This is a genomic window from Meiothermus hypogaeus, assembly GCF_003574035.1.
In the GTDB taxonomy this organism is placed as follows: Bacteria; Deinococcota; Deinococci; order Deinococcales; family Thermaceae; genus Meiothermus; species Meiothermus hypogaeus.
In genome coordinates this window covers 56,511-78,722 of the sequence record NZ_QWKY01000003.1, presented here as the reverse complement: position 1 = coordinate 78,722, position 22,212 = coordinate 56,511, and the positions used below count along the sequence as shown (strand labels likewise).

Sequence of the window (22,212 nt, the reverse complement as noted above, 5' to 3'; positions counted from 1 at the left end):
AGTCATCGCTCCTGCACCCTCGGTGTTCAAATAACCAAACCCGCCTGTCCGCCCTCGGCAGGGGTAAAGCCCAGTATGGGGTCGTAGCACGTGCGGTCGGGGCATAAAAACCAATCGGACACTTCGCTGCGCTCGCGGCCAAAACGCAGAAAAACCGTCTCTAAGAAGGTTGGCGGCGCGCCGTGGGGCAAAAAGAAGGGCACCGTGTAGGGGCGGGCCCGGTGAATCCAGTCGGCGGCAATCCCCTTGTCACGGGCTTCTTGCATGAGGGCCAGGGCCTCCTCGTTGTAGGGCACCACCACATTCACTGCGGGGGTTTCGATGATGCGGTAGCGGCGGGCGAGTTCGGCGTAGTTTTGGGTTTTGATGAACTGTTCGATTTTGGGGTCGCTTACGCTTTGCAGACCGTAGAGGCTTTGGTAATACCGGCGGAAGGTGGTGGGCTCGAGGGTCAGCTCTCCCTCGGCCAGCAAAGCGCGGGTTAGCTGGGCGGCTTGTGCATACGCTTTATCGGGATAGCCCTCGTCCTCGGGCAAAAAGACCACCAGGCGCCCTTCCCGGCGCAGCCCATGTCGGTTGACCCGCCCGGCAGTCTGGGCGATGGCCTCGAGGGGCGCCAGGGCCCGGTAGCCCACCGGAAAGTCGAGCTCCACCCCGGCTTCCACCACCTGGGTAGCGATCAAGCGGCAAGGTTCTCGCCGATCCAGACGGGCTTTGATCTGCCCCAGCACCTTCTTCCGGTGGGCCGGACACAGCGCGGTGGATAGGTGATAAAGCCCCTCCAGGCTACGCTCCTGGGCCAGCCGAAAGAGCGTATGGGCCTGTCGTTTGAGGTTGAGCACCGCGAGGGCCTGGTCATCGGCGGCCAGTAGGGTCACCAGGGCCAGGTCGGGGGTGGGTTGCTTGAGCCACCACTCCACCTCTACCCGTTTGCTTTGCGCAAAAAGCGCGGCAGGGTTGGGCACAATTTCCTGCGGCTGCCAACCTTGGGGTTCGTTTTCCTGCACCTTTTCGTGCAGGCTATCGAAGGCGGGCTGGGTGGCGGTAGCAAAAACCACCACCGAGCCGTACTTGTCGCTGGCCAGGTGCGAAAGAGTCTTGAGGGTAGGTACAGCCAGGTAGGTGGGCAGGGTTTGTACCTCGTCGAACAGCAGCACGCTCCCGGCCAGGTTGTGTAGCTTGCGACAGGCACCCGGACGATTGGCGTGTAGGCTCTCCAGCAGTTGCACATGCGTGGTCAGGATGATGGGGGCTTCCCAGTTTTCTGCGAGCAGCCGGCGCTCGCGCTCGAGTATGTCTTGCTCGTCGGAGGGCTGCTTGGGCAGCGGTCGGTAGGCCAGGCTGTGGTCTTCAAGGATGTAGTGGGGCCCAAAATCGGCGAACAGCTCGCGGTAGATGTGTACGGTCTGGTCGAGGATAGACAGGTAGGGCAGCACCACCACGATGCGCCTTATGCGTGGGTCTTGCACGGCCCGCCTCAGGGCGAAATGCAGCATGGCCAGGGTTTTGCCACTGCCGGTGGGGGCAGTGAGGGTGAATAGCCGGGTCGGTGTATGTGCAGCTTCTGCACAGGCTTGGCCGACTTCCCGACGAAGCGCGCGAATGGGCTGGGGCAGACCTTCCTGGTTTGCGAGTGCCTGCAGGTGGGCCTCGAGCTTCTCTAAGGCCAGCGCTGCTTGCAATGGGGGAGGGCTGGGCCGCACCTCGCCCTGCATGTGCCGCTCGGTGTCCAGAAAGTCGGCGTCCACCAGGGCCGAGAAGAGCATCCGGGTCTCGAGCATGGCCGCGGCGCTTTGAGGTAGCGCTATCTGGGCCTGGCTGGCTGGGGGTAACTCGAGGCCGTCGGATTGCAAGCGTTCTTGAAGCACCTCCAGGCGGGTCTCACTCAGGCGCAGCTCGGGCGGGTAGCCCTGGCCATCTTCCCGTAGCTTCATCTTCCTGAGGCATTCTTTGGCCCCACTCTGGATCCCGATGTGATGGCCCTGAATGGCCAAAGCCAACTCGGGGGCGCGGTACTCGAACAGGGCCACATGAGCCCCCGCCGACCAGTGGTCGAGGCCTTTTTCCTTGCCCTCGAGGCGGCGCTGGAAGAGGTCGCCGTATTTGCCCAGGTCGTGGAGCTTTCCCGCTAGGTCGGCCTTCTCCGAATCGCCAAAGGGGCGGGCTTTTTCGGCGGCCAGGCGGGCTACCTGGGTGGCATGTTCCTGCAGGGTTTGCCAGCGGGTGGGGTCTTTGTGGGTGTGGGCCCAGTAGGTTTTGGGGCCCGTCACCCTCTGGGGGTCGTACCGTTCGAGCAGCTGGCGGGCCTCGGCCAGCCACTTCTGCCGCAGGCTGGTGGGCTTTAGTACTTCCACCCGGGGCCCCCAGCTTTGTATCCAAGGAAGCAGCTCGAGGGGGAATCCAGTATGATCGGTGCCAACGGTAATTTCAACGAGAGTGTCGCCGCCCTCGAGCTGCTCAAGGATAGAAAGATTGGGATAGCCCCCTTCACGGATGCGTTCGCTGGCTTCCGGCGTGAAGCGAAGCAATACTTTTTGCGGGTTTTCGCCGCCCACAATGCCCCAGGCGGTCGAGAGGTACAGGCCTGGGTCGAAATCGTCGGGAATGCTATAGGAGGCCTCCAGCAAGCGGGGCCGCTGGATGCGCTCGAGTTTGTAGGTTCTAAGGTTGTCCAGGTAATGGATGTTGCGGCCATACAAGCGGTCTTTCCCGATGACATACACGGCCATGTTGGCCCGCGAAACCTCGATGAAATAGGTCTCGAGTTCCACCCCAAAGACCCCACCCTGCGGGATGCGATACTCGAAAGCCACCACCCGCCGCTCCAGCCAGCCTTGGGTCAGGGTCTCGAGGTTGGCCCCGCTCAGGCTGGGAGGACGAAGCTGCAAGGCCTCGGTGCTTTTTAGAGCTAGGGTTTTGAGCGGCTCAGGGAGGTGCTTGGCTAGCTTGCGCAGGGCTTCCTGGTAGGTCTTGTTGGTTCCCGGTGCGTGGTGGGCCAGCATCCGGATGGCAGTAAAAGCCACCACCGCCTCGGTCAGGCTCAGGCGCTCCACCACCTCGACCTGGTAAGTACTGCGCAAGGCGTTGTGCACAAAGCGCAATCCCAGGCGCTCGGCTAGGGCTTCTACCTCGTTCAGGTAGTCGAAGATGGCCCGCTCGCCCAGGCCCAGCTCCTGTCGCAGCTCGGCCGGCTTCCAGGGCTTTTGTTGCAGGAGTTCCAGCAACCGTAGGAGTCGCAAGGCTTTGCTCTGATGGTAGTTGAGTTCCGGCGGACCGAACATGGCAGTTTTGCTTGTCGCAAAGTTAGCACAATCCCGTCCAAGCACTGTCCATTTTTTAGAAATGATAACAAGTATTAGAAAATAATCTGAGTAGAGTATGCTAAATGTTCTACCGCTCAATAGCGGCAGTTCTTGGAGACCGTCCTAATACCGGATGCAAATAGACCGTTGCAAAACCAAATATCCCAGAGGTTGTCTTTCTATAGCATTCCGCTCCCTGTCGGTCGGTGAAAAAGCGTCGCCCTTTCCAACGGGCGGTATTGCCCGCTGCTACGCGGATAACTTCGGTCGGGTAGATTCGCTGCTGTTCGGTAAAGAATCAACCCAATCTGGTATAAGAACCCTTTGTCCTGGATGGAACCCTGGCGCAGTAAGGTTGTTTGTTACCTGCGAACCGTGCACTCTATACCTTGGCCCATGCACGGCTACCGGCCGACTGGATTGCTCGGTTGTTCTTGCTTTCTGTCGGCGATACCGCCAATGCTATATGCTAGGCCCCGGTTATGAGCTTGCCCCATCTTCCGCACCACCAGGGTTGGATTGAGGTAGTGGTTGGGCCGATGTTCTCGGGAAAGTCCGACGAGCTGATTCGGCGTATCAAGCGCGCCCTGATTGCCCGGCAGCGGGTGCTGGTATTCAAGCCGCGCATAGACGCCCGCTACCACGCAACAGATGTCTCGAGCCATGACGGCAGGCGCGCAGAGGCTATTGCGGTGTACGATTCAGCAGAGCTGCGGGCCCATCTGACCGAGCCTCTTCCCGATGTAGTGGCAGTGGATGAAGCACAGTTTTTTGACGAGGGTTTGATACCGCTAGTGCTGGAGCTTGCCGACAAGGGCGTGCGGGTGATTTGCGCCGGTCTGGACATGGACTTTCGTGGAGAGCCCTTTGGCATTATGCCCAACCTTTTAACCCGTGCCGAGTACGTGGAAAAACTTTATGCCGTGTGCCCGGTTTGTGGAGCTCCTGCAACCCGCACCCAGCGCTTTGTGAACGGCAAACCAGCCCGCTACGACGATCCCGTGATCCTGGTGGGGGCCAGCGAGGCCTACGAGCCGCGCTGCCGCAAGTGTCATATTGTGGTGGCCCCGGAGGTGCAGGAGATACTTTGAATCGCCACTATTCCCTTGGGCCTATCTGGACTGACCCCAGGATAAAAACCTTCGTGGCCTGCTTATTTTTTGCTTTTGCGCGAAGTTTTGCGGGCTTTTTGCACCACCAGCTCGAGCACCCCACCCTTGAGAGAAGCCTGGGCGCTATTGGGGACGATGGCCTCAGGCAGGGTCAGGGTGCGTCGAAAGGTGCCGGTAGAACGCTCCTGGCGCGCGTAGCTGCCCACCCTGGAATGCCGTACACCGGCCAGGGTGATGGTCTGACCTTCCTCAAGCAATTCCAGGTCTTCGTTTTTCACGCCGGGTACATCCACCAGAATGCGGTACTGGGTGCCTTCGTCGAGTACATCTACCGCCGGCACCCACTCGCCGAGGGCTTCCTGGGAGGCAAACCGCCTCGAGAGCTCGTCGAGTTGTTGGCGGATGGTTTGTAAACGCTCAATAGCATCAAAGCGCTCAATGGTCATGGCCTCGAGAATATCATTATTAGAGCCCGGGGCTATGAGCTATGCGTGATGCGAAACAGCGACCCCATCCGGCCATTCCAGTGTTGACCGGGCCCACCGCAACCGGTAAGACCGAGCTGGCCCTGCGCCTGGGAGAGAGATACCCGCTGGCGGTGGTTTCTGCCGATGCAAGCATGGTGTACCGGGGGATGGACATCGGAACGGCCAAGCCCAGCCAAGCCGAGCAGCAACGGGTCAGGCACTACCTGATCGATGTGCTGTGGCCCACCCAATCTTTTAGTGTGTCTGACTATGTGCACCGCGCCGAAGAGGCGATCGAAGAGATTCTGGAGCAGGATCGAATTCCCCTGGTGGTGGGAGGAACCGGCTATTACATTCGAGCACTATCGGAAGGATTACACGAACTACCAAAGCCCGATGCCTCGCTTCAGGCCGAGCTGTGGAAGGTGGTTGAAACCTGGGGGATTGGGCCTTTGCTGGCCGAACTCGAGGCCGCCAGCCCCGAAGATGCCCTGCGGGTGCAGCGCAACCCCCGCCGCATCGTGCGGGCGGTGGAGATATTGCGCCGTACCGGCATGCCACCGGCCAGGATTCCCAGGCGTGCGCCACGGTTCAGGTACCAAAAACTGATTTTGTGGCCCCCCTGGGAGTGGCTAGAGCCGCGTCTCGAGGCCCGAGTCGAGCGAATGTTTGCACAAGGCCTGGTTCAGGAGGTCGAGCGCTTGCTGGACCAGTACCCACACATGCCCACCGCCTTGCAGAGCATCGGCTACAAGGAGGTAGCGGGCTATTTGCGAGGTGAGTACACGCTTCAAGAGGCCCAACAAGCTGTGGTGAGCGCAACACGGGCCTATGCCAAACGCCAGTACACCTGGTTTCGTAAAGAGCCTGGCCCGGTCACCTTTTTGCCCTTTGGCGGAGAGGCCGCCTGGCCTGGTGTGCAAAGCTGGTTTGAAAGCATCCAGGGCTGGTTGTGATTGGAGGTATTGGGCATAGTCAGGCCCGTTATCCTGATACTTGTTCCAGAACTTGTTCCAGAACACCTGGACAAAATTTCGGCAAGCCCTACGCCCTGAAAAGGCGGCCTTTAACCCGAGTCTTGCGACCTGCGACCCATAAAGAGCATCTTTACAACCATGAACCAAAGCGGGTGTCTCCCTGTTTCAACCATAGTCGAAACTCACCCCCAACTCGTTTTGCAGCCGCGCTCACTGCGGATTACATGGCGAAGGCTGACTTTGGCAGTACAAAACGAGCGGCCAAAGTGGAGCCTTGCGTACGACCTCGTGGATGGGGTCGAATTGACTTGAAGAAGCCCCTCTGACGCAAACGGTTTTCCTGCTGGAACTCGGTAACTCGTTGGCGATAGCCCCCGAGAGAGATTGGGGGATTGGCTGTTTGGGTTCATTAGTTGATTTTGGGATGCACCCGACCAAAGCCATATTTGCCACCTTCGGCCCCATCAGCCTTATCATGGGGCGGTATGTTGGCGCAGGAAATTGTGCAGCAAATCCAGTCGGGCCAGCGCTCACCCCAAGAGGTAGCAGAAAATTACTTGCAGCGTATCGAGCAGCTCGAGCCCCACATCCATGCCTTTATCCGCCTGAACCCCCAGGCCCTGGAAGAAGCCCGTGTTGTTGAACAGCGGCTTGCCCGAGGCGAAAACCTGCCCCTGGCGGGCGTTCCGCTTGCCATCAAGGACAATATCTGCACCCAGGGCCTCGAGACCACCTGTGGCTCTAAGATGCTGGCCGCCTTTGTGCCCCCATACAGCGCAACGGTAGTCGAAAGGCTCCGGCAGGCAGGGGCTATTGTGATGGCCAAGGCCAACATGGACGAGTTCGCCATGGGTTCTTCCACCGAATATTCGGCTTTTGGCCCCACCCGCAACCCCTGGGACTTGGAACGGGTGCCGGGGGGGACCTCGGGAGGCTCAGCGGCGGCCGTCGCCGCCGATATGGTGCCGGTTGCGCTCGGCACCGATACCGGGGGCAGTGTGCGCCAGCCGGCTGCGCTGTGCGGGGTCTATGGCTTCAAACCCACCTATGGTCGTATCTCGCGCTATGGGGTGGTGGCCACGGCCAGCAGTCTGGATCAGGTGGGTACGCTGGCCCGCTCGGTGAAGGATCTGGCTTTGCTGAGCGATGTGGTCAGTGGCTATGACCCTAAAGACAGCACCAGCCTGGAGGCCATGCCGCAATTCGGGAAGGCTATAGAGGCCCCGGTGCAGGGTATGACCATTGGCATTGTAAAAGAAGCCCTGGCGGTGGGTAACTCGCCGGGGGTGCTGGAGGCCCTCGAGCGCTTCCGCACGGTGATGGAGCGGCAGGGGGTGCGTTTTGTGGAGGTCAGCATCCCCACCCTGGAGTATGCCCTGGCGGCTTACTACATCGTCAACACCGCTGAGATCAGCTCCAACCTGGCCCGCTACGATGGCACGCTTTATGGCCTGCGGGTGTCCGGTCTGGATAGTGCCGATACCATGATGGAAAGCCGCGAGCATGGTTTTGGCCCCGAGGTGCAGCGGCGGGTTTTGATGGGAACTTTTGTGCTTTCCTCGGGCTACTACGATGCCTATTACGGCAAAGCCCTGCGGGCGAGGGCCAAACTAAAAGCCGATCTGGACGATGCTTTTACCCAGGCCAACCTGTTACTCACCCCCACCAGCCCCTTCCCGGCCTTCCGCTTTGGCGAGAAAACCAGCGACCCCCTCTCGATGTACCTGGCCGACATAGATACCGTAGCCGTCAACCTGGCCGGTGCGCCCGCCATGAGCATCCCCGCCGGGTTCGAGGGTAACTTGCCGGTAGGTGTACAGCTTATCGGCAAACCTTTGTATGACGAGCAAATCTTTACCGTAGCCCATGCCTTCGAGCAAGCCACCGGGCTGGCTTTTGCTCGAGCGGCCATGTTGAACCCCTAGTCTTCGCCCTGGATATCCTGTCAGTACCCTTGAATCTCGCAGATCTTGTCTCCTGGACCCGAAGGGCTCAGCGCCACACATTCAGCGGCTGCGAGCTGAGCTATCGGCCCTCAGCAGGGGAGAGGGCCACGGCAGCAGCGTGAATGGAGAGCGGCTATTGTTTGTGCCGGAGTTTTCGGTTAAGTCCCTTCCGCACACGCGAGCGAAAAGTACAGCCCTCCAGCGAACCTCTGGATGCGCGTGCTGGGTTATACTCTCACCAGACCGGAGGGCATATGCAACGAGGATGGAGGGTCTGGATACTTCTGGCGGTGGTTCTGGGCAGCACGGCCTTTGCGCTGGGTTTTTCGGTGCGGGGGGCGGTGCGCTACGACCTGGGTTCAAACAAGCTGGGGCTGGAAGGGGAACTCGAGTATGCCGACCAGCTAGACGCGAACCTGACCTGGGGGGTGCGGCTCAGTACCCGTGCCGTTCCGTGGGACGGGCCCCTGGTGCTGATCGTGCCCAATGGTTTTATCGAGTACCGCACGGCCCTGAAAGAAAGTCCCGAGCTTTCCTCGAGCGCATACGCCAGAGCCGAGGTGGGCCTGGGCTGGCTGCCGCAGTTTTTCCCCCGGCTGGTACTGTCGGGCGGGATTGATAACCGCTACGCAGAGTTTGTGGGCCTCAAGGATGTATTCGTACAAAGCAAACTCAGCCTCGACTTCATCCCCACCGAGCGCCTCACGCCGGGCCTGGAGACGCGGGTGGGCCTGATTCTAGTTCCCTTTGTGCCCTACCTGGCTGCCGGGGTGGACTACAACTTTGTAAACAGCACCCTCTCGCCCAAGCTCTATGCCGGCAGCCTGCTCTTCCTCTCGCCCCAGTTCTTCCTGGGTTTGGAAGGCGGCCTGGATCCCAGCGGTTTTGTTCGCCTGTTCTTTCAGTTTGCCGAGCGGTAGACCCAGGCTGGTGTTCGCCCAAGCCGGATATACATACACCTTTGTCTCGTTCTATTGAGGCTGCTGACCAGGTACTAGGGGAAGGGTCTAAGAGGCGCTCGCATTAAGACTGGCGGCCGCAAGACTCTGAGCTGTGCGCAAGCGCTTCCTGGAGCCTCCTGAGTCAGGTGAAAAACGAGCCACAGCCTCGGGAAAACCCATCCCCACGTAGCAAAGCGGAGCGGGGAATCTGGAGGGCCAGCACCCCTGATACCGGATTCAAAAAGGCAGTTTATAAAAACCAAAAACCCCATAGGTTGTCTTTTTGAATCCTAGAGCACACCCCTCCCTTGAGTACCGGCGCTAGCCGGGGGCCGATGGCCCTTCACTGTCGGTCGGCGAAGAAAACGTCTCCCTTTGGTCGGTATGATATGCATCTGCGCAGGAATCACCACGAGAAGTCAAGGGAAGACGGGGGTTTATTTGAGCCATCCCGATTAGTTTCTCACCAGGCCAATAGATTGCTTTGCCGGTTAAGAGCCGCCATACAATAGCTACCGCCGACATTCGCCCTTAGGCGTTTACCAGCGCACCTCATAGAACCCCCGGCTAATCAAGCTGTTGCCCTCTACCACGGCATACGAAAGTCCCGAACCGAAGCGCTTGGCCAACAGCTCTGTAAAGCTGGTCAGGGCTTTGGCCAGCTCGCTGGAGGTTTGCTGATCCAGCTCGCTGCCAATGGTCTGCGGGAGGGTGGTACCCAGCTGTCCTAACTGCTGCTGTAAGCTCGAGCCCTGGTTAACAAAGCTGTAGCCGATGGCATTGGCCGGAATGCGGGCGCGGAAGCGTCGGAAGTTGGGATCCTGGCTCCAGGGGGGGTTGTTCACTGCTTGCAGGGCGCTTTTGCTGGTTGCAATTACCAGGCGGGTGGGCTCGAGCTTGTAGTAGAGGGTTCCGCCCAGACCCACCTCCACCGCCTTAAAGTCGCCTTCGTTGCCCAACACCTTGAAGCCGCCCTGCCCATCGGGTGTTGAAAAGGCGGCCAGGCTCTGCAAGAGCGCCAGCAGGTTGGCCTCGGCAGTGGCGGGGTCGCGTACCTCCCAGTAGATCAGGTTGTGGCCCAGAATGGCCTCGCTGCGACCATCGGGGGCGGGGGGCGGCCCTTGCACCGCTACGGTAGCATAGCGGGCCCCAAAAGCCCGTAAATCGAGGTTGAGCCGTACATCAAAATCGCGTAAAAGGCCCGACAGATAGGGGCCTGCCCGGCTCAGATCCAGCACACCTGTTGAAACCGAGTAGCCCTGGGGAAGGTCGGCGGCGTTGTAGGGGCGCTCTTTGGGCAGCAGCAGGCTGGCCAGGGCTGGGTCGGGGGCAGGGTTTACGTCCAGGCGGGTCTCTTCGGTGTAGCCGCCGGCGGTGAGCTGAATGGCGTAGCTGAAGCGACGGAGGGTGCGGGCTGCCCCATTGGCCCTGGGGGGCAGGTTCAGGCTTTGCAACAGGTCTTGCGGTGGTGAACCCCACAGCACGATGTCGCCCCGCACCGGGGCTTGCAGGCCCCGGCGGTTTTGCAAAAACAAACGGGCATACCTGGGCGAGGCGATAAACACCAACTCACGGCTGAAGCCTGTCTGGACATCCTGGTCACCCCCTACCAGCCAGCCGCCTTGGGGGCGCAGTCCCCTGGTATCCTTGCGCAGGGCCCGCATGGCTGCCTGGGTGGGTCGGGTAATCACAAAAAATCCATCGCTATACAAGGCTATGGCCACCCCGCCCGCTGCAATACCCAACAAGTCGGCATCGTTGCCGGCCTGTTTACCCAGTTCGCGGCCCAGCAGAGCCTCCATGCCGCTCTGTTTCCAGTCAGCGGCCAGACCGCTCAGGTAGCGGCTACCGCGCAGGTCATTCATGTAAAAGCCTGCCGTAGCCCCCTGCGGGGCCAGTGCGAGCAGGTTCTGGGCCAGGGCCGGGCCAAGCAACAGCAGTACAAAAATTAAGAGGCGAGCCATACGTGTATGGTACTCGCCTGAGTCAGAAGATGTGCGGATTTTGGACTTGACAACCGTACCAAGGGCTATAAAGCCTCGCCGTTGTAGGTCACGGTCACGTTGTTGCAGGCGTTGTAGACCACAAGTAGCTTGTTGCCGCGGGTGTCTTCCAGGTTCCAGCTTCCGCCGACAAAGGTTTCCTTGCAGGTGTTGCTGAACTTGAGGTCGGTGGCTTTGCCGGTGAGCCGATACAGCTTGGTGGCGGTGCGGAAGTCCAGGGAACCTTCATAGTTGAAGGTGCCTGCTGCAAAGGGCGTTTGGGCATTGTCGGGAACATAGGTGGCGGTATAGGCGTAGGTGGTGCCGAAACGCCCATCGCTGCCGTAGATTTCAAAGTTGAAGTTGTAGCGGACGGCGTAGTTGGGGTTGTTCCAGGTGACGTCGAGATCCAGATCGAGCTTGACCCCCGACTCGTTGGATTTGCCGGTATTGAGGGTGAGCTCGTACTGGTCGGTGTCAATGGTATATCCGCTGGCGGGGTTGTTGTCGTCTTTGTCTCTCAGCACGATGCCCCCCCTGAGCCGAGTGTCGCCGACCGTGCAGTCTACCCTGTAGGTAGCCTGTAGCGGAATCTTGTCGTTGTCCAGGTCTTGTTGCTGGGCCTTGGGGGGGGTTTCGCTGGCCGTGCAGTTGATGGATTGGGGTGGCAGCCCAGAGGCCAGAATCAGGTTGGCTACCGGAGAAGGCAGGCTCAGCCCGCCTGCGGTATTGGTGGTGACGACCCCCGAAGGGCTTGCTATGGCTGCAACCAGGTATTTGTTGCTCTGTACCAGAGAATCCTTGAGCTTCTGGGCATCGGCTTTAGAAAGTGGGTCGGTGGTGGGTTGTTGTCCACAGGCTACCAGTAGACCTAGCATCCCTAAGGCAAGGATTTTCAAATGAGGCTGGAGCTGTCGCATGTTTCCTCCTAGGGTCATTGCCCAAAAGAATGATAGTTCAATCATTTTATTTGCACAACTTACAGACGCAGAATCTAAAAGGTGTATTAATGTTCGGTCAGGAAACCATGAGCGCCAACACCAAGCCCCTACGAAAGCGCCGAGACGGCCAGGCTACCCGTGAGCGGCTTATCCAGGCCACGGTCGAGATCCTGAGCCGGGAGGGTCTGGAGGCTATTTCCACAGCTCGAGTCGCCCACGATGCGGGAATCGTGCAGTCGGGCTTCTATGCCCACTTTGCCAGCCTCGAGGACTGCGTTGTTGCAGCCGCCGAACACATCGGGCGGCGCATCCAGGACTCCATTCGTGAGGGGCTTTCCTTATTGCGCGAAGAAGGGGTGAACGACTTCAACCTGGTGCTGGCCCAGTACCACCGGATTTTAGATCAGCTCGAGGCCCAGTGGCAGTTTGTGGAGCTTTTGTTGCGCTACTTTCGAGAGCCTACACCGCTGGGGCGCACCCTGGCTGCCATACAGCAAAGTATCCGCGACGAACTCACCCAGCACCTCATGACCTTGTTGAAGCCGCTGGCTATCCCCGATGGAGGCCGCCCCGAGGCTGCTTTTTTGGCCGACTTGATGGTTAACATGCTGCTCAGCGCAGTGCAAAGCCTGCGCTGGGAGCCTTCTTTGAACAAGGAACTGGTGGCCTACCTGCTCGCCGCCGAGACCATCAGCATGGCCGCCCGTACGTACGACTGGATGAGTGAAAAGGGGTACTGGCCCACGCCTACACCATGCAAGGGGTAGCCAGAACCGGAGGCCCAGGGCTTTGGGCAGGAATAAGGCGGATGGCGGGCAAGTCTAGGCTTCGGCCTTCTGCCGCTCGGCAATAATTTTCTGGGCCAGATTGGGCGGCACCTCGGCGTAGTGGGAGAACTCGAGGCTATAAGCTCCGGTTCCCTGGGTGAGCCCGGAGAGGGTACGGCTGTACTCGAGGATTTCGGCCAGGGGGGCCTCTGCGCTCACCACCGCCAGCGCGCCGTCCTGATCCATGCCCAGGATGCGCCCGCGCCGCGACTGCATGTCGGACAAAATATCGCCCACCCGGTCTTGCGGGACAAAAATTTTGAGGGTGTAGATAGGCTCCAGGAGGGTGGGGCTGGCCTGCGCTACCACGTTTTTAAATGCCAGTTGGGCGGCCAACTGAAAGGCCATGTCAGAGCTGTCCACATCGTGGTAGGAGCCGTGGTAAACCGCAGCCCTGAAGCCAATCACCGGGTAACCGGCCAAAGGCCCGGTCTTGGCGGCTTCCTTGATGCCCATCTCCACCGATTCAGTGTATTTGGTGGGGATGACCCCGCCGGTAATTTCCCAGACAAACTCGTAGTCTTCGTGAGGTTCCAGCCGGAGCCACACGTCACCGTACTGCCCATGCCCGCCGGTTTGCTTCTTGTGCTTGCCCTGGCCTTCGGCCTTCTTGCGAATGGTTTCACGGTAGGGGATTTTAGGAGGGCGGCTGGTGATTTTCACGCCATAGTCGGCTAGGCGTTCCCTGGCGGTTTCCAGATGCAGGTCGCCCATGCCCCACAGGATTTGCTCACCGGTCTCGGGGTTGCGTTCAAACTTCAGGCTGGGGTCTTCTTCTAGCAGCTTGCGCAGCGCGTCGCCCAGCTTGGCCTCGTCGCTACGGGTTTCGGGTGCAATGGCCTGCATTACCACCGGGTCAGGCAGGCGCGCTGTAGGAAACTCGGGGCGTTCCCCCTGCCATAGTTCCATCCCCTTGTGCAGGTTGTCGGCCTTGGGTAGGGCCAGAATAGTACCGGCTTCGGCTTCCTCGAGCTCCACCAGATCTTTGCCTCTGGCGGTGTAAATGTGGGCCAGGCGCACCGAGCCGTTGTCCGATTGCAGGGTGTCGCCGACTTTTACCTTGCCCCGGTACAACCGGGCAAAAGCCACTTGCCCCATGAAGGGGTCTACCTGAACTTTGAACACCTTGGCTGCTGGGCCGCCCTCGCCCCAGCGCTCCTCGGGGGAGGGTAGCGCCTCGAGGAACAAGTCGAGCAGCATATCGAGCCCGATCAGAGCCCCGGAGGAACCAATGGCCACCGGGAAGACCTGGCCTTTACGTACCGCTTCGTGGAAAGCCCTCGAGAGCGCCACCTCTTCTACTTCGCCGCCTTCCAGGTACTTCTCCAGCAGGCTTTCGTCGGTCTCAATGATAGCCTCGCGGGCTTCGCTACGGTACTTCTCGACATGAGCCTTTTGATCCTCGGGGATGCTCGCCACCACCGGACGACCTTTCTCGTAGCGGAAGGCCCGGTCATGTAGCACGTCAATCAAGCCGACCCACTGCCCATTATCGTAGAGCGGCAGGTGGGCCGGGATGATGTGCCCCAATGTGGAGCGCAGATCCTCGAGCAGGGCAAAAAAATCTCCCCCTTTTTCCAGCTTGGTCACCACCACCATGCGCGGTAGCTCCAATCGCTCGGCCACCGTCCAGGCCCGTTCGGTGCCAATTTGTACGCCGGCTTCGGCAGAAACCGCAACCACCGCTGCATCAGCGGCCTCCATAGCCCCGCGAATTTCCCCGACAAAATCGGCGTAGCCCGGTGCGTCGAGCAGGTAAATCCGATGTCCCTGGTAGGTCAGAGGCAACACGGCCGTACGAACCGAGACCCGGTGGGCCTTTTCTTCCGGGGTGTAGTCCGAGGTGGTGTTGCCCTCTTCTACCTTGCCCATGCGATCCTTGCCCCCGGTGAAGTAGAGGAGTGCCTCGCCGAGGGTGGTTTTACCGCTGCCGCTGTGCCCCACGAGGGCGACAGTGCGAATCATGATTAACCTCCTTAGTGGCAACAGTATAAGGCTTTGGTGGAGACAAAAATACTTTTGCCTCGACGAATTGGGGTTAGGGCGAATAGCCCGGTTCAGGCGTCTTTAGTTTTGTAAACTGTCTTTTTGAATCCTAGAGCACACCCCTCCCTTGAGTACCGGCGCTAGCCGGGGGCCGATGGCCCTTCACTGTCGGTCGGCGAAGAAAGCGTCTCCCTTCCAAGGGGCGGTATCGCCCTCCGCTACGCGGATAACTTCCAAGGGGCGGTATCGCCCTCCGCTACGCGGATAACTTCGGTCTGGTTAGTTCGTCACCCTTTGGTGACGAACTAACCGAATCTGGTATTACTACTTTCATCCTTTGACTCTAGACTTTTAGCTAAAAATTGTTGGCGGAAGAGGGTGTTCATTTGAGTATTCTGTTCTCAACAAAACGGATGTGATACCCTGAGTTTCGGGTATGTTGGAACGCCTCGAGGTACAAAACTTAGCAGTGCTGGAGCGGGTGGCGCTCGAGTTTGGCCCTGGCCTGACAGTGCTTACGGGGGAAACCGGCGCGGGCAAGAGCGTTTTGGTGGATGCTTTGTCGCTGCTCTTGGGCGAAAAAGCCGAGGGCCTGATGCGCCCTGGGGCTGATACCCTCCTTGTAACGGCCTTCTTCAACGGTAAAAGCCTTTCGCGCAAGGTTTCCCAGGGGCGCAGTACCCCGCGCATCGAGGGCGAGGTGGTGAGCCTGAAAGAACTCAGCGACGAGGCGGCCCAGCACCTGACCATCCATGCCCAGCACGCAGCCCTGGCGCTTTCTAGCCGCAAGGCTCAGCGCAGGTTGCTTGATTCGCAGATAGAGCCGGGTCTGCTGGAGCAGTACCAGCGGGCCTACTCGCATTTTCAGGCCATTCTGAGCGAGACCGAACGCCTCGAGGCAGCAGCCCGTGAGCGTGAACGCAAACTGGATATTCTGCGATTTCAAACCAGTGAAATTGACCAGGCCAAACTGATGATGGGGGAGGACGAGCAGCTTTTGCAGGAGGCAGAGCGCCTGCGCCACCTCGAGACCCTGCGCGAGCGGGTTTCGGCGGCTGTCGCTCTGCTCAGCGGGGATGGCGACGCCCTGGGCCTGGCCACGCTGGCCTCACGGGAAGTAAAGGCTGCCGGGCGCTTTGATGCGGAACTGGAGCACCTGGGTCAGGATCTTGAGAGCGCCCTGGATGGCCTGCGGGCGGTGAGCCGTGAACTCGAGGACTATCTGGAAAGCCTCGAGGCTGACCCCCAGCGCCTCGAGGAAGTGGAAGCCCGGCTGGCCCTCATCGAGAAGTTGGGGCGCAAGTATGGCGAGGGCATTCCGGCCATCCTGGCCTTTGCCGAGGCCGCGCGGCGTGAGCTGGCCGAACTCGAGGGCGCCGAGGATCGCCTGGCCGAACTCCACGCCCAAAAAGAAAGCGCCTGGAACGCGCTGATAGCGGCAGGTGAGCAGCTTTCCAGGGCTCGTGCCCAGGCTGCCGACTGGCTTTCCAGAAAAGCGAGTGAGGAGATTCGCGCCCTGGGGATGCCGGCGGCGCGTTTTCGGGTGGGGCTCTCGCCCCTGGAAAAACCCGGCCCCGATGGACTGGAAGAAGTGCAGCTGTTGTTTTCGGCCAACCCAGGCCTGGGCGAGGCCCCCCTGGAGAAAGCTGCTTCGGGCGGGGAGCTTTCACGGGTGATGCTGGCGCTGGCCCTCCTGACCGGTTCAGAAGCCGATACGGTGGTTTTTGACGAGGTGGATACCGGAGTAGGCGGTGAAGCGGCCTGGCAGGTGGCCGAACGCCTGGCACGCCTGGCCCAGCAGCGCCAGGTGCTGGTGGTGACCCACCTTCCACAAATCGCCGCCAGGGCCCACACCCACTACCGGGTGGTCAAAAATAGCCAGTCGGTACAGGTGCAGCAGGTGCAGGACGAGGAGCGGGTACGGGAGCTGGCCCGCATGCTCTCGGGCAGCTATTCCGAAGCAGCCCTCGAGCATGCCCGTGAACTACTGATGGGCTCGGTCACGTAAACCGTTAATCGTGGTTGCGCTATGTGAGGGGCAACCATAAACTTAATTGAATATTCCCTGCCCGCCATATATGAACACCTCGGCCTCTCCCCTTGAGCCAGAAACCTTGAACTGGCTCAACCAACTTCCAGAGGCCGTGGTATGGCTGGACAAAGAAGGGCAGATTGGCTGGTGCAACCCCGTGGCTGCTGCCCTCATCCCCGACCCCAATCCCCTGGGCAAGCGGCTGGAAAACTGGTTTCAACCGGTGGTACGCGAATCGCGCATGCACGAGCCAATGAATGCGGGTTGGTGGCAGGGCAGCCCCCAGAAGGGTTTGTTGGGAATAGCGGTCAAGCGGTGGCGTTGGTTCCAGGTCAGCCTGGCCCCTTTCAAAAATGGTCAACTGTGCATCCTGAGCGAGGTGACCCGTGAGTACAACCAGGCCCTAGCCTATCACTCTTCCCTCGAGGTGCTTTCCAGCCTGCTCACCCAGGAAGAAAAACTCGAGGAACTCCTCATGCGGGTACTGCAAACAGCCGTCGAGGTGGTTCCTGGGGCCGAGGCCGGAAGCCTGACCCTGCTGGAAAACGGAGAGTTTAGATTTGTGGCTCAGATTGGCTTTGAGGACAGCCTAATCGAACACTCTTTAGGTTACAATCACGAACTGGCCTGGTATGGGCTGGGTGAGCAAGACTGGTTGCTGGGCAAGCCGCGCTTGTTGGTGTCTCCGCATATCCAGGAGCGAACCAAAAATCACATTTCGCATGAGCTGGATATGTTTAACCAGGTGGGCAAGCTCGAGGAGCTAAAAGCCACCGTGACCGTACCCATTGTGCTTCAGGGCCAGGTAATGGGTACCCTCAACCTCGATTCACTCACCTCTACCGAGGCCTTTCCCCCCGAAAGCCTAGCCATCGCTCAGACCTTTGCCTTACAGGCCGCTACGGTGCTTTATGGCCTGCTTACGCGCCGGAAGCTATCCGAACTGGCTCTGAGCGATGCCCTTACGGGGTTGGGCAACCGGCACGCCCTGAAAGAGAGTTTTCCCAAAATGAAGGCCCAGGCCGAACGCCTGGACTTACCTTTGACCCTCATTTACTGGGACATGGATGGACTCAAGCGACTCAACGATCAGTACGGTCATGCTGCTGGCGATCAGGCCCTCAAAATTTTGGCCAACACGCTTCGCAGTGTCTTCCGTCAAGAAGACCAGATTTTTCGCATTGGGGGCGACGAGTTTGTGAGCCTGCACCTGGCGCTGCCGCTTTCCGAAGTGCCCGAGATGGTTCGGCGGGTGCGCTCAGCCATCCACGTCGAGGTGAGCGCAGGAGCAGTGGCCATCACCCCCCTCCAGGATTTGCAGGCTGCCCTGGGGCAGGCCGATCAGGCCATGTACAAAGACAAGCGCCGGGTTCGCAACTCACTCGAGCTTTAGCAAGACCCGTACCCCATCGGCCACATACTGTACCGCCAGAGCGGCCAGCAAAATGCCCAGCACCCGGGTAATCACATTGATGCCGGTGCGACCTAGCGAACTCGAGAACTTCAGGGCCGCGCGAAGCGACCAGTAAGTGAGGAATAAAACCAGGGCTGCCATGGCCAGTACCAGTACGAACCCCCCAATTCCTGGGGGCGCTGACCCAGCCAGAATCAGCACGTTGGCCAGGGTGCCCGGCCCGGCAATGAGCGGGATGGCCAGTGGAAAAACAGAGACATCGGCCCGGACTTGCGACTCGGCGTGCTCTTCGTCGGTTTCGCGCTCGAGCTGGGCGTTGATCATGTCCAGAGCAATCTTGAACAAAAGCAAACCCCCCGCCACCTTTAGCGCCTCGAGGCTGATGCCCAGGTAGCGCAAAATCACCCCCCCCAGCAAGGCAAAGGCCAGGATCAGGAGGCCCGCCACCAGGGTTGACCTGAGCGCGATGCGTTTTTGCTCCTGGTAGCTACGGGTACCCACCAGGGCCAGGAATAGCGGAATCAGGCCGATGGGATCAACCAGCACGAACAGGGTTAGGAAGGCCTGGAGGGCGAATTCAACCATTGGGATTCAGTCCTCACTGATAGCAAGAAGAACAGCAGGGGAGGGGGAAAAAGGTCCTTTGCAGGTGCTTTGTGGTTGCTCGACTGCTTCCTGCTGCCCCCTGGCGCTCAGGTTAGCAAACGGTCAAATTCCTCCTGCAAGGCCTCTGCATCTTGAACCGTGCGGCCCACCACCAGAATCGAATCCTCCCCAGCAATCGTGCCTACAATATCATCCCGGCGCAGTCGGTCAATCAATAGGGCGATGCCAGAGGCATGCCCTTCGGACACTTTGAGCATCAGAATGTTCTCGCCCCGGTCTACATCCCGCACAAAGGTACGAAACATGCGCCGGAGTTCTTCCATTACATCTTCGGCTAGGTCGAGATGGGCCAGGGCGTATTTGTGTTTCCCCCGCCCCAGCGGAACCCGCACCAGACGCATTTCGTTGATGTCGCGGCTCACCGTGGCCTGGGTTACGTCATAGTTCAGTTTACGCAGCCGATCCACCAACTCGGCTTGGGTAGATATGCTTTCTCGGCTAATGATTTCCTGGATAGCCCGATGCCGCTGTTCTTTGCTGGCCATAGCAATTTCACCTCGAGTCCCGATTTGTGATTATACAGGGCGTCTGTGGTTTGGGTTTATGCAGAGTGCATATGCTACATCACAGGCTAGATGTGCGATGCGAAGTTGCTAATTCGCACACCCGACCTGCCCGGCTCATGCATGAAGATGCGGGCCGACCAGGGTCGGCCCGCCTGCTGCCTGATTCCAGCACCGGTTAATCAGAAGTTTCGATAACTTCGCGGGGGTACATCTGATCGAGGTACTTGGTCAGACGATCCTCGGCAATCAGGTTTTCACCGATTTGCAGTCGGCCGGTCTTGAGCTCTTGCATTGCCCAGGTAACTGCGTTGGGGTCAGGCTTCTCACCTTCCAAAGTGCGCATGCGGGGCAGTTCGTCGCTGTTCAGCACCGTATTCTTGAAGTCGTAGCGCAGTAGCTGTTGGGCGCGCTTTGCCGTCACTACGGTCAGGCGGTACTTGGAGTCGGTCAGGGCCAGAAGGGTATCGATGCCGGGTTCTGCCATAGGTCTACCTCTGCAACTAAGCTCCGATTGTACATCAGAAAGTGAGAAATGTTTACTGGCCCCCCTGCTCGCCCGCCTCGAGCCGTTTGCGCTCGAGTTCATCGAGTTCACGTTCCAGAACCGGGTCTACCGAGAGGGCGCGGGCCAGTGCTTCGCTCATGCGCGGTTGTAGCAGCCGCTCGGCCTGAATAATGGCGGCAAAGTCGGAGACGGCTTTGTCGAGCTGGTCGTTGACCAGCACATACTTGAACTGGTCGGCCATGCGAATCTCTTCCTCGGCCCGCTTGAGCCGTTTGTGAATCTTGGCCAGACTGTCGGTTCCACGCACCAGCAGCCTTCGACGCAACTCCGACAGCGAGGGGGGAATGATGAAGACCAGAATTGCTTCCGGCATGGCCTGCTTGACCTGCAAAGCGCCCTGAACCTCAATCTCGAGGATGACATCCTGGCCTTTGCTCAGGGCTTCCTCCACCGGCTCCCTGGGCGTGCCGTAGTAGTCTTCCACGTACTGGGCCCACTCCAGGAAACCGTTTTGCGCAATCTTGCTTTCAAACTCGGCTTTGCTGACAAAGTAATAGTCCACCCCATTGCGCTCTCCCACCCTGGGGGGCCGGGTGGTCATCGAGATCGAGTAGTACATGCGGTGATATTCCAGGAGCCTGCCCCGGATGGTGCCTTTGCCCACCCCCGAAGCCCCGGTCATGACAAACAGATTCCCACGCGGCATAACTGGGGCATGGTATCAGAACCGATGACCCAGTGCCACCCACCCTTCACATAACGAAATCCTGTTCGCTTACACTTGAGATTTTGCTTACAAGGTTTAGACTAACCCCTGGCAACGTGCAGACGTTTTCGCGTGGGAGTTTGAATGACACCAGAATGGGTCAAGGATGCGGTTTTTTATCAGATATTTCCAGATCGTTTTCGCATGGGGGCCGGGCCTCCAGCCAGCCCTGCGCCGGTATACAGTAGCTTTGAAGCCTGGGACGCTCCCCCCACCTTGCGCGGTTTTAAGGGGGGCAACCTTTGGGGCGTGATCGAGAAGCTGGACTATATCAAGGAGCAAGGCTTCAACGCGCTCTATTTCTGCCCTATCTTCAGCTCGACCGCCAACCACCGCTACCACACCAGCGACTACTTTCAGGTAGACCCCATGCTGGGGGGTAACACAGCCTTGCGCAAGCTGGTCGAGGAGGCCCACCAGCGCGACATGCGGGTGATACTGGATGGGGTCTTCAACCACTGCGGGCGGGCCCACTTTGCCTTTCAGCACGTTATGGAAAACGAGGCCGCCTCGCCCTACCGCGACTGGTTCCATATCTACAAATTTCCCCTTAATGCCTACGCCAAACACGCCAACTACGCAGCCTGGTGGAACAACCCCGAGCTGCCCAAATTCAACACTGCCAACCCCGAGTGCCGCGCATATCTGCTCTCGGTGGCGGAATACTGGTTTCAGTACGGTATAGACGGCTGGCGCTTGGATGTACCCAACGAGATCGACGACGACGAGTTCTGGCGCGAGTTCCGCCGCCGGGTCAAGGCGCAGAACCCCGAGGCCTACATTGTGGGCGAAATCTGGGACGACGCCACGCGGTGGCTAAAGGGTGACCAGTTCGATGCGGTGATGAACTACCCACTGGGACGGGCCATTCTGGGCTTTGTGGGGGCCGAGGTGCTGGACAAAGACCTGGCGGCCAAGAGTGGTCTGGGACGGCTGGAAAGCCTGGGGGCCATGGCCTGCCACAACCGCCTCGAGGAGCTCTTCCGCCGCTACGACTGGGACATCGTGAGCGCCCAGATGAACATCATGACCTCGCACGATACCCCGCGTATCTATAGCCTCCTGCGGGGGCAGCTCGAGCGGGTTCAACTGGCCTTCGCCATGCTTTTTACCCTGCCAGGAGCGCCAACGGTCTACTATGGCGACGAGATCGGTATGGCCGGGGGCCATGACCCCGACAACCGTCGGGGCATGATCTGGGATGAGGCCCGCTGGCACAGGTCCCTGATGCAGACTATTCAGCAGATGGCAGCCCTGCGGCTGTCGCTGCCGGTGTTGCGCCGGGGCCGGTACCAGTATCTCTATGCCCAGGATTCGCACCTGGCCTTTGCCCGTACCCATGGACAAAGCAGCGTGGTGGTGACCGTCAACGCCTCGCCTGAGCCCTGGCGGATCAGCGTACCGCTGCACGGCCTCTGGCCCAGGGGGGAGCAGGCCGTAGACCTGCTGTCGGGCAAGGCAGGCCGGTGTGCAGGAGGTTATCTCGAGGACGGCATTCTGGAGCCGTTTTCCCTGGCCGTCTGGCAGGCGCTCGAGCAGTCTTAAAACCCACAGGGCTTAGGGCAAAGCGTGGGGAGAGAACCGGGCCTTAATATTTCCGAGGCTGGCCTTAATGTTAAGCCACCAGCCCCCTATTTAGATAAAAGTCATCTCGCCCTCCATTACAACGTTCCAAATACCGGAGCTGTTTCTGTTTGAGGCAGAACCAATCCTTACCTATCTACTATTTATAGTGGTCATTTGCAAGTTTTGCCCCTATATGTTTGAACTCAAGGGCTTGATTTTCTCATAACACCTACAGTATTCTGTTTATATCTAAATTCTAGGCTTTTCCCAAACCAC

Annotated in this window: 17 protein-coding genes; 8 read left to right on the top strand and 9 right to left on the bottom strand. The window is 59.4% G+C overall.

All coding sequences use genetic code 11. The features are described from left to right. Window positions 1-26: 26 nt before the first annotated feature. Entirely contained in the window at window positions 27-3,281 is a 3,255-nt protein-coding gene (locus tag Mhypo_RS01445) for a CRISPR-associated endonuclease Cas3'' (RefSeq protein WP_119339579.1), read from the bottom strand. A 503-nt stretch (window positions 3,282-3,784) separates the two neighbouring features. On the opposite strand from Mhypo_RS01445, the gene Mhypo_RS01440 reads away from it, so the two are divergent. Next, on the top strand, window positions 3,785-4,393 hold the full coding sequence (locus tag Mhypo_RS01440) for a thymidine kinase (RefSeq protein ID WP_371862136.1): 609 nt from the start codon (window positions 3,785-3,787) through the stop codon (window positions 4,391-4,393). A 62-nt stretch (window positions 4,394-4,455) separates the two neighbouring features. On the opposite strand, the gene Mhypo_RS01435 is transcribed toward Mhypo_RS01440, so the two are convergent. Next, window positions 4,456-4,860: an Hsp20/alpha crystallin family protein gene (locus tag Mhypo_RS01435; protein ID WP_119339578.1), complete on the bottom strand. Its 405-nt coding sequence runs from the start codon at window positions 4,858-4,860 to the stop codon at window positions 4,456-4,458. Between the two features lie 41 nt (window positions 4,861-4,901). Here Mhypo_RS01435 and miaA point away from each other — a divergent pair, with 41 nt between their 5' ends. The 3 genes from miaA to Mhypo_RS01420 all read left to right on the top strand — a co-directional run bounded on the left by miaA (window position 4,902) and on the right by Mhypo_RS01420 (window position 8,724). Then, entirely contained in the window at window positions 4,902-5,837 is a 936-nt protein-coding gene (gene miaA, locus Mhypo_RS01430) for a tRNA (adenosine(37)-N6)-dimethylallyltransferase MiaA (protein WP_119339577.1), read from the top strand. A gap of 506 nt (window positions 5,838-6,343) precedes the next feature. Beyond that, on the top strand, window positions 6,344-7,783 hold the full coding sequence (gene gatA / locus Mhypo_RS01425) for an Asp-tRNA(Asn)/Glu-tRNA(Gln) amidotransferase subunit GatA (RefSeq protein ID WP_119339576.1): 1,440 nt from the start codon (window positions 6,344-6,346) through the stop codon (window positions 7,781-7,783). Window positions 7,784-8,058: 275 nt separating this feature from the next. Then, window positions 8,059-8,724 (top strand): hypothetical protein, encoded by a 666-nt coding sequence (locus tag Mhypo_RS01420; protein WP_147075377.1) that lies wholly within the window; start codon window positions 8,059-8,061, stop codon window positions 8,722-8,724. A 560-nt stretch (window positions 8,725-9,284) separates the two neighbouring features. Here Mhypo_RS01420 and Mhypo_RS01415 read toward each other — a convergent pair. Then, a complete protein-coding gene (locus Mhypo_RS01415) occupies window positions 9,285-10,709 on the bottom strand; it encodes a hypothetical protein (protein WP_119339574.1) in 1,425 nt (474 codons plus the stop codon). A 65-nt stretch (window positions 10,710-10,774) separates the two neighbouring features. Beyond that, the gene (locus Mhypo_RS01410; protein ID WP_240637067.1) at window positions 10,775-11,605 is read right to left on the bottom strand and encodes a hypothetical protein; all 831 of its coding nucleotides are present in this window, start codon (window positions 11,603-11,605) and stop codon (window positions 10,775-10,777) included. A gap of 131 nt (window positions 11,606-11,736) precedes the next feature. On the opposite strand from Mhypo_RS01410, the gene Mhypo_RS01405 reads away from it, so the two are divergent. Then, entirely contained in the window at window positions 11,737-12,435 is a 699-nt protein-coding gene (locus Mhypo_RS01405; protein ID WP_170148178.1) for a TetR/AcrR family transcriptional regulator, read from the top strand. A gap of 54 nt (window positions 12,436-12,489) precedes the next feature. Here the strand turns inward: Mhypo_RS01405 and Mhypo_RS01400 are convergent, their stop codons facing one another. After that, a complete protein-coding gene (locus Mhypo_RS01400; protein WP_119339571.1) occupies window positions 12,490-14,460 on the bottom strand; it encodes an elongation factor G in 1,971 nt (656 codons plus the stop codon). A gap of 457 nt (window positions 14,461-14,917) precedes the next feature. Here Mhypo_RS01400 and Mhypo_RS01395 point away from each other — a divergent pair, with 457 nt between their 5' ends. Both Mhypo_RS01395 and Mhypo_RS01390 read left to right on the top strand, forming a co-directional pair. Continuing rightward, window positions 14,918-16,489 (top strand): DNA repair protein RecN, encoded by a 1,572-nt coding sequence (locus tag Mhypo_RS01395; RefSeq protein WP_119339570.1) that lies wholly within the window; start codon window positions 14,918-14,920, stop codon window positions 16,487-16,489. Window positions 16,490-16,595: 106 nt separating this feature from the next. Further along, complete coding sequence (locus Mhypo_RS01390) at window positions 16,596-17,906, top strand: GGDEF domain-containing protein (protein ID WP_170148177.1); 1,311 nt, start codon at window positions 16,596-16,598, stop codon at window positions 17,904-17,906. Here the strand turns inward: Mhypo_RS01390 and Mhypo_RS01385 are convergent. From Mhypo_RS01385 to gmk, 4 genes are all read right to left on the bottom strand, one after another. Beyond that, window positions 17,892-18,512 carry a MarC family protein gene (locus tag Mhypo_RS01385; protein ID WP_119339568.1) on the bottom strand — a complete coding sequence of 207 codons (621 nt, stop codon included), beginning with the start codon at window positions 18,510-18,512 and terminating at the stop codon, window positions 17,892-17,894. The two genes, Mhypo_RS01390 and Mhypo_RS01385, sit on opposite strands and share 15 nt — an antisense overlap. A gap of 107 nt (window positions 18,513-18,619) precedes the next feature. Further along, the gene (gene argR, locus Mhypo_RS01380; RefSeq protein ID WP_119339567.1) at window positions 18,620-19,078 is read right to left on the bottom strand and encodes an arginine repressor; all 459 of its coding nucleotides are present in this window, start codon (window positions 19,076-19,078) and stop codon (window positions 18,620-18,622) included. A gap of 196 nt (window positions 19,079-19,274) precedes the next feature. After that, window positions 19,275-19,583 (bottom strand): DNA-directed RNA polymerase subunit omega, encoded by a 309-nt coding sequence (gene rpoZ, locus Mhypo_RS01375; RefSeq protein ID WP_119339566.1) that lies wholly within the window; start codon window positions 19,581-19,583, stop codon window positions 19,275-19,277. Window positions 19,584-19,635: 52 nt separating this feature from the next. Further along, window positions 19,636-20,310 (bottom strand): guanylate kinase, encoded by a 675-nt coding sequence (gene gmk, locus Mhypo_RS01370; protein WP_119339565.1) that lies wholly within the window; start codon window positions 20,308-20,310, stop codon window positions 19,636-19,638. A gap of 144 nt (window positions 20,311-20,454) precedes the next feature. Here gmk and Mhypo_RS01365 point away from each other — a divergent pair, with 144 nt between their 5' ends. After that, a complete protein-coding gene (locus Mhypo_RS01365) occupies window positions 20,455-21,915 on the top strand; it encodes a glycoside hydrolase family 13 protein (protein ID WP_119339564.1) in 1,461 nt (486 codons plus the stop codon). Window positions 21,916-22,212: the final 297 nt, after the last annotated feature.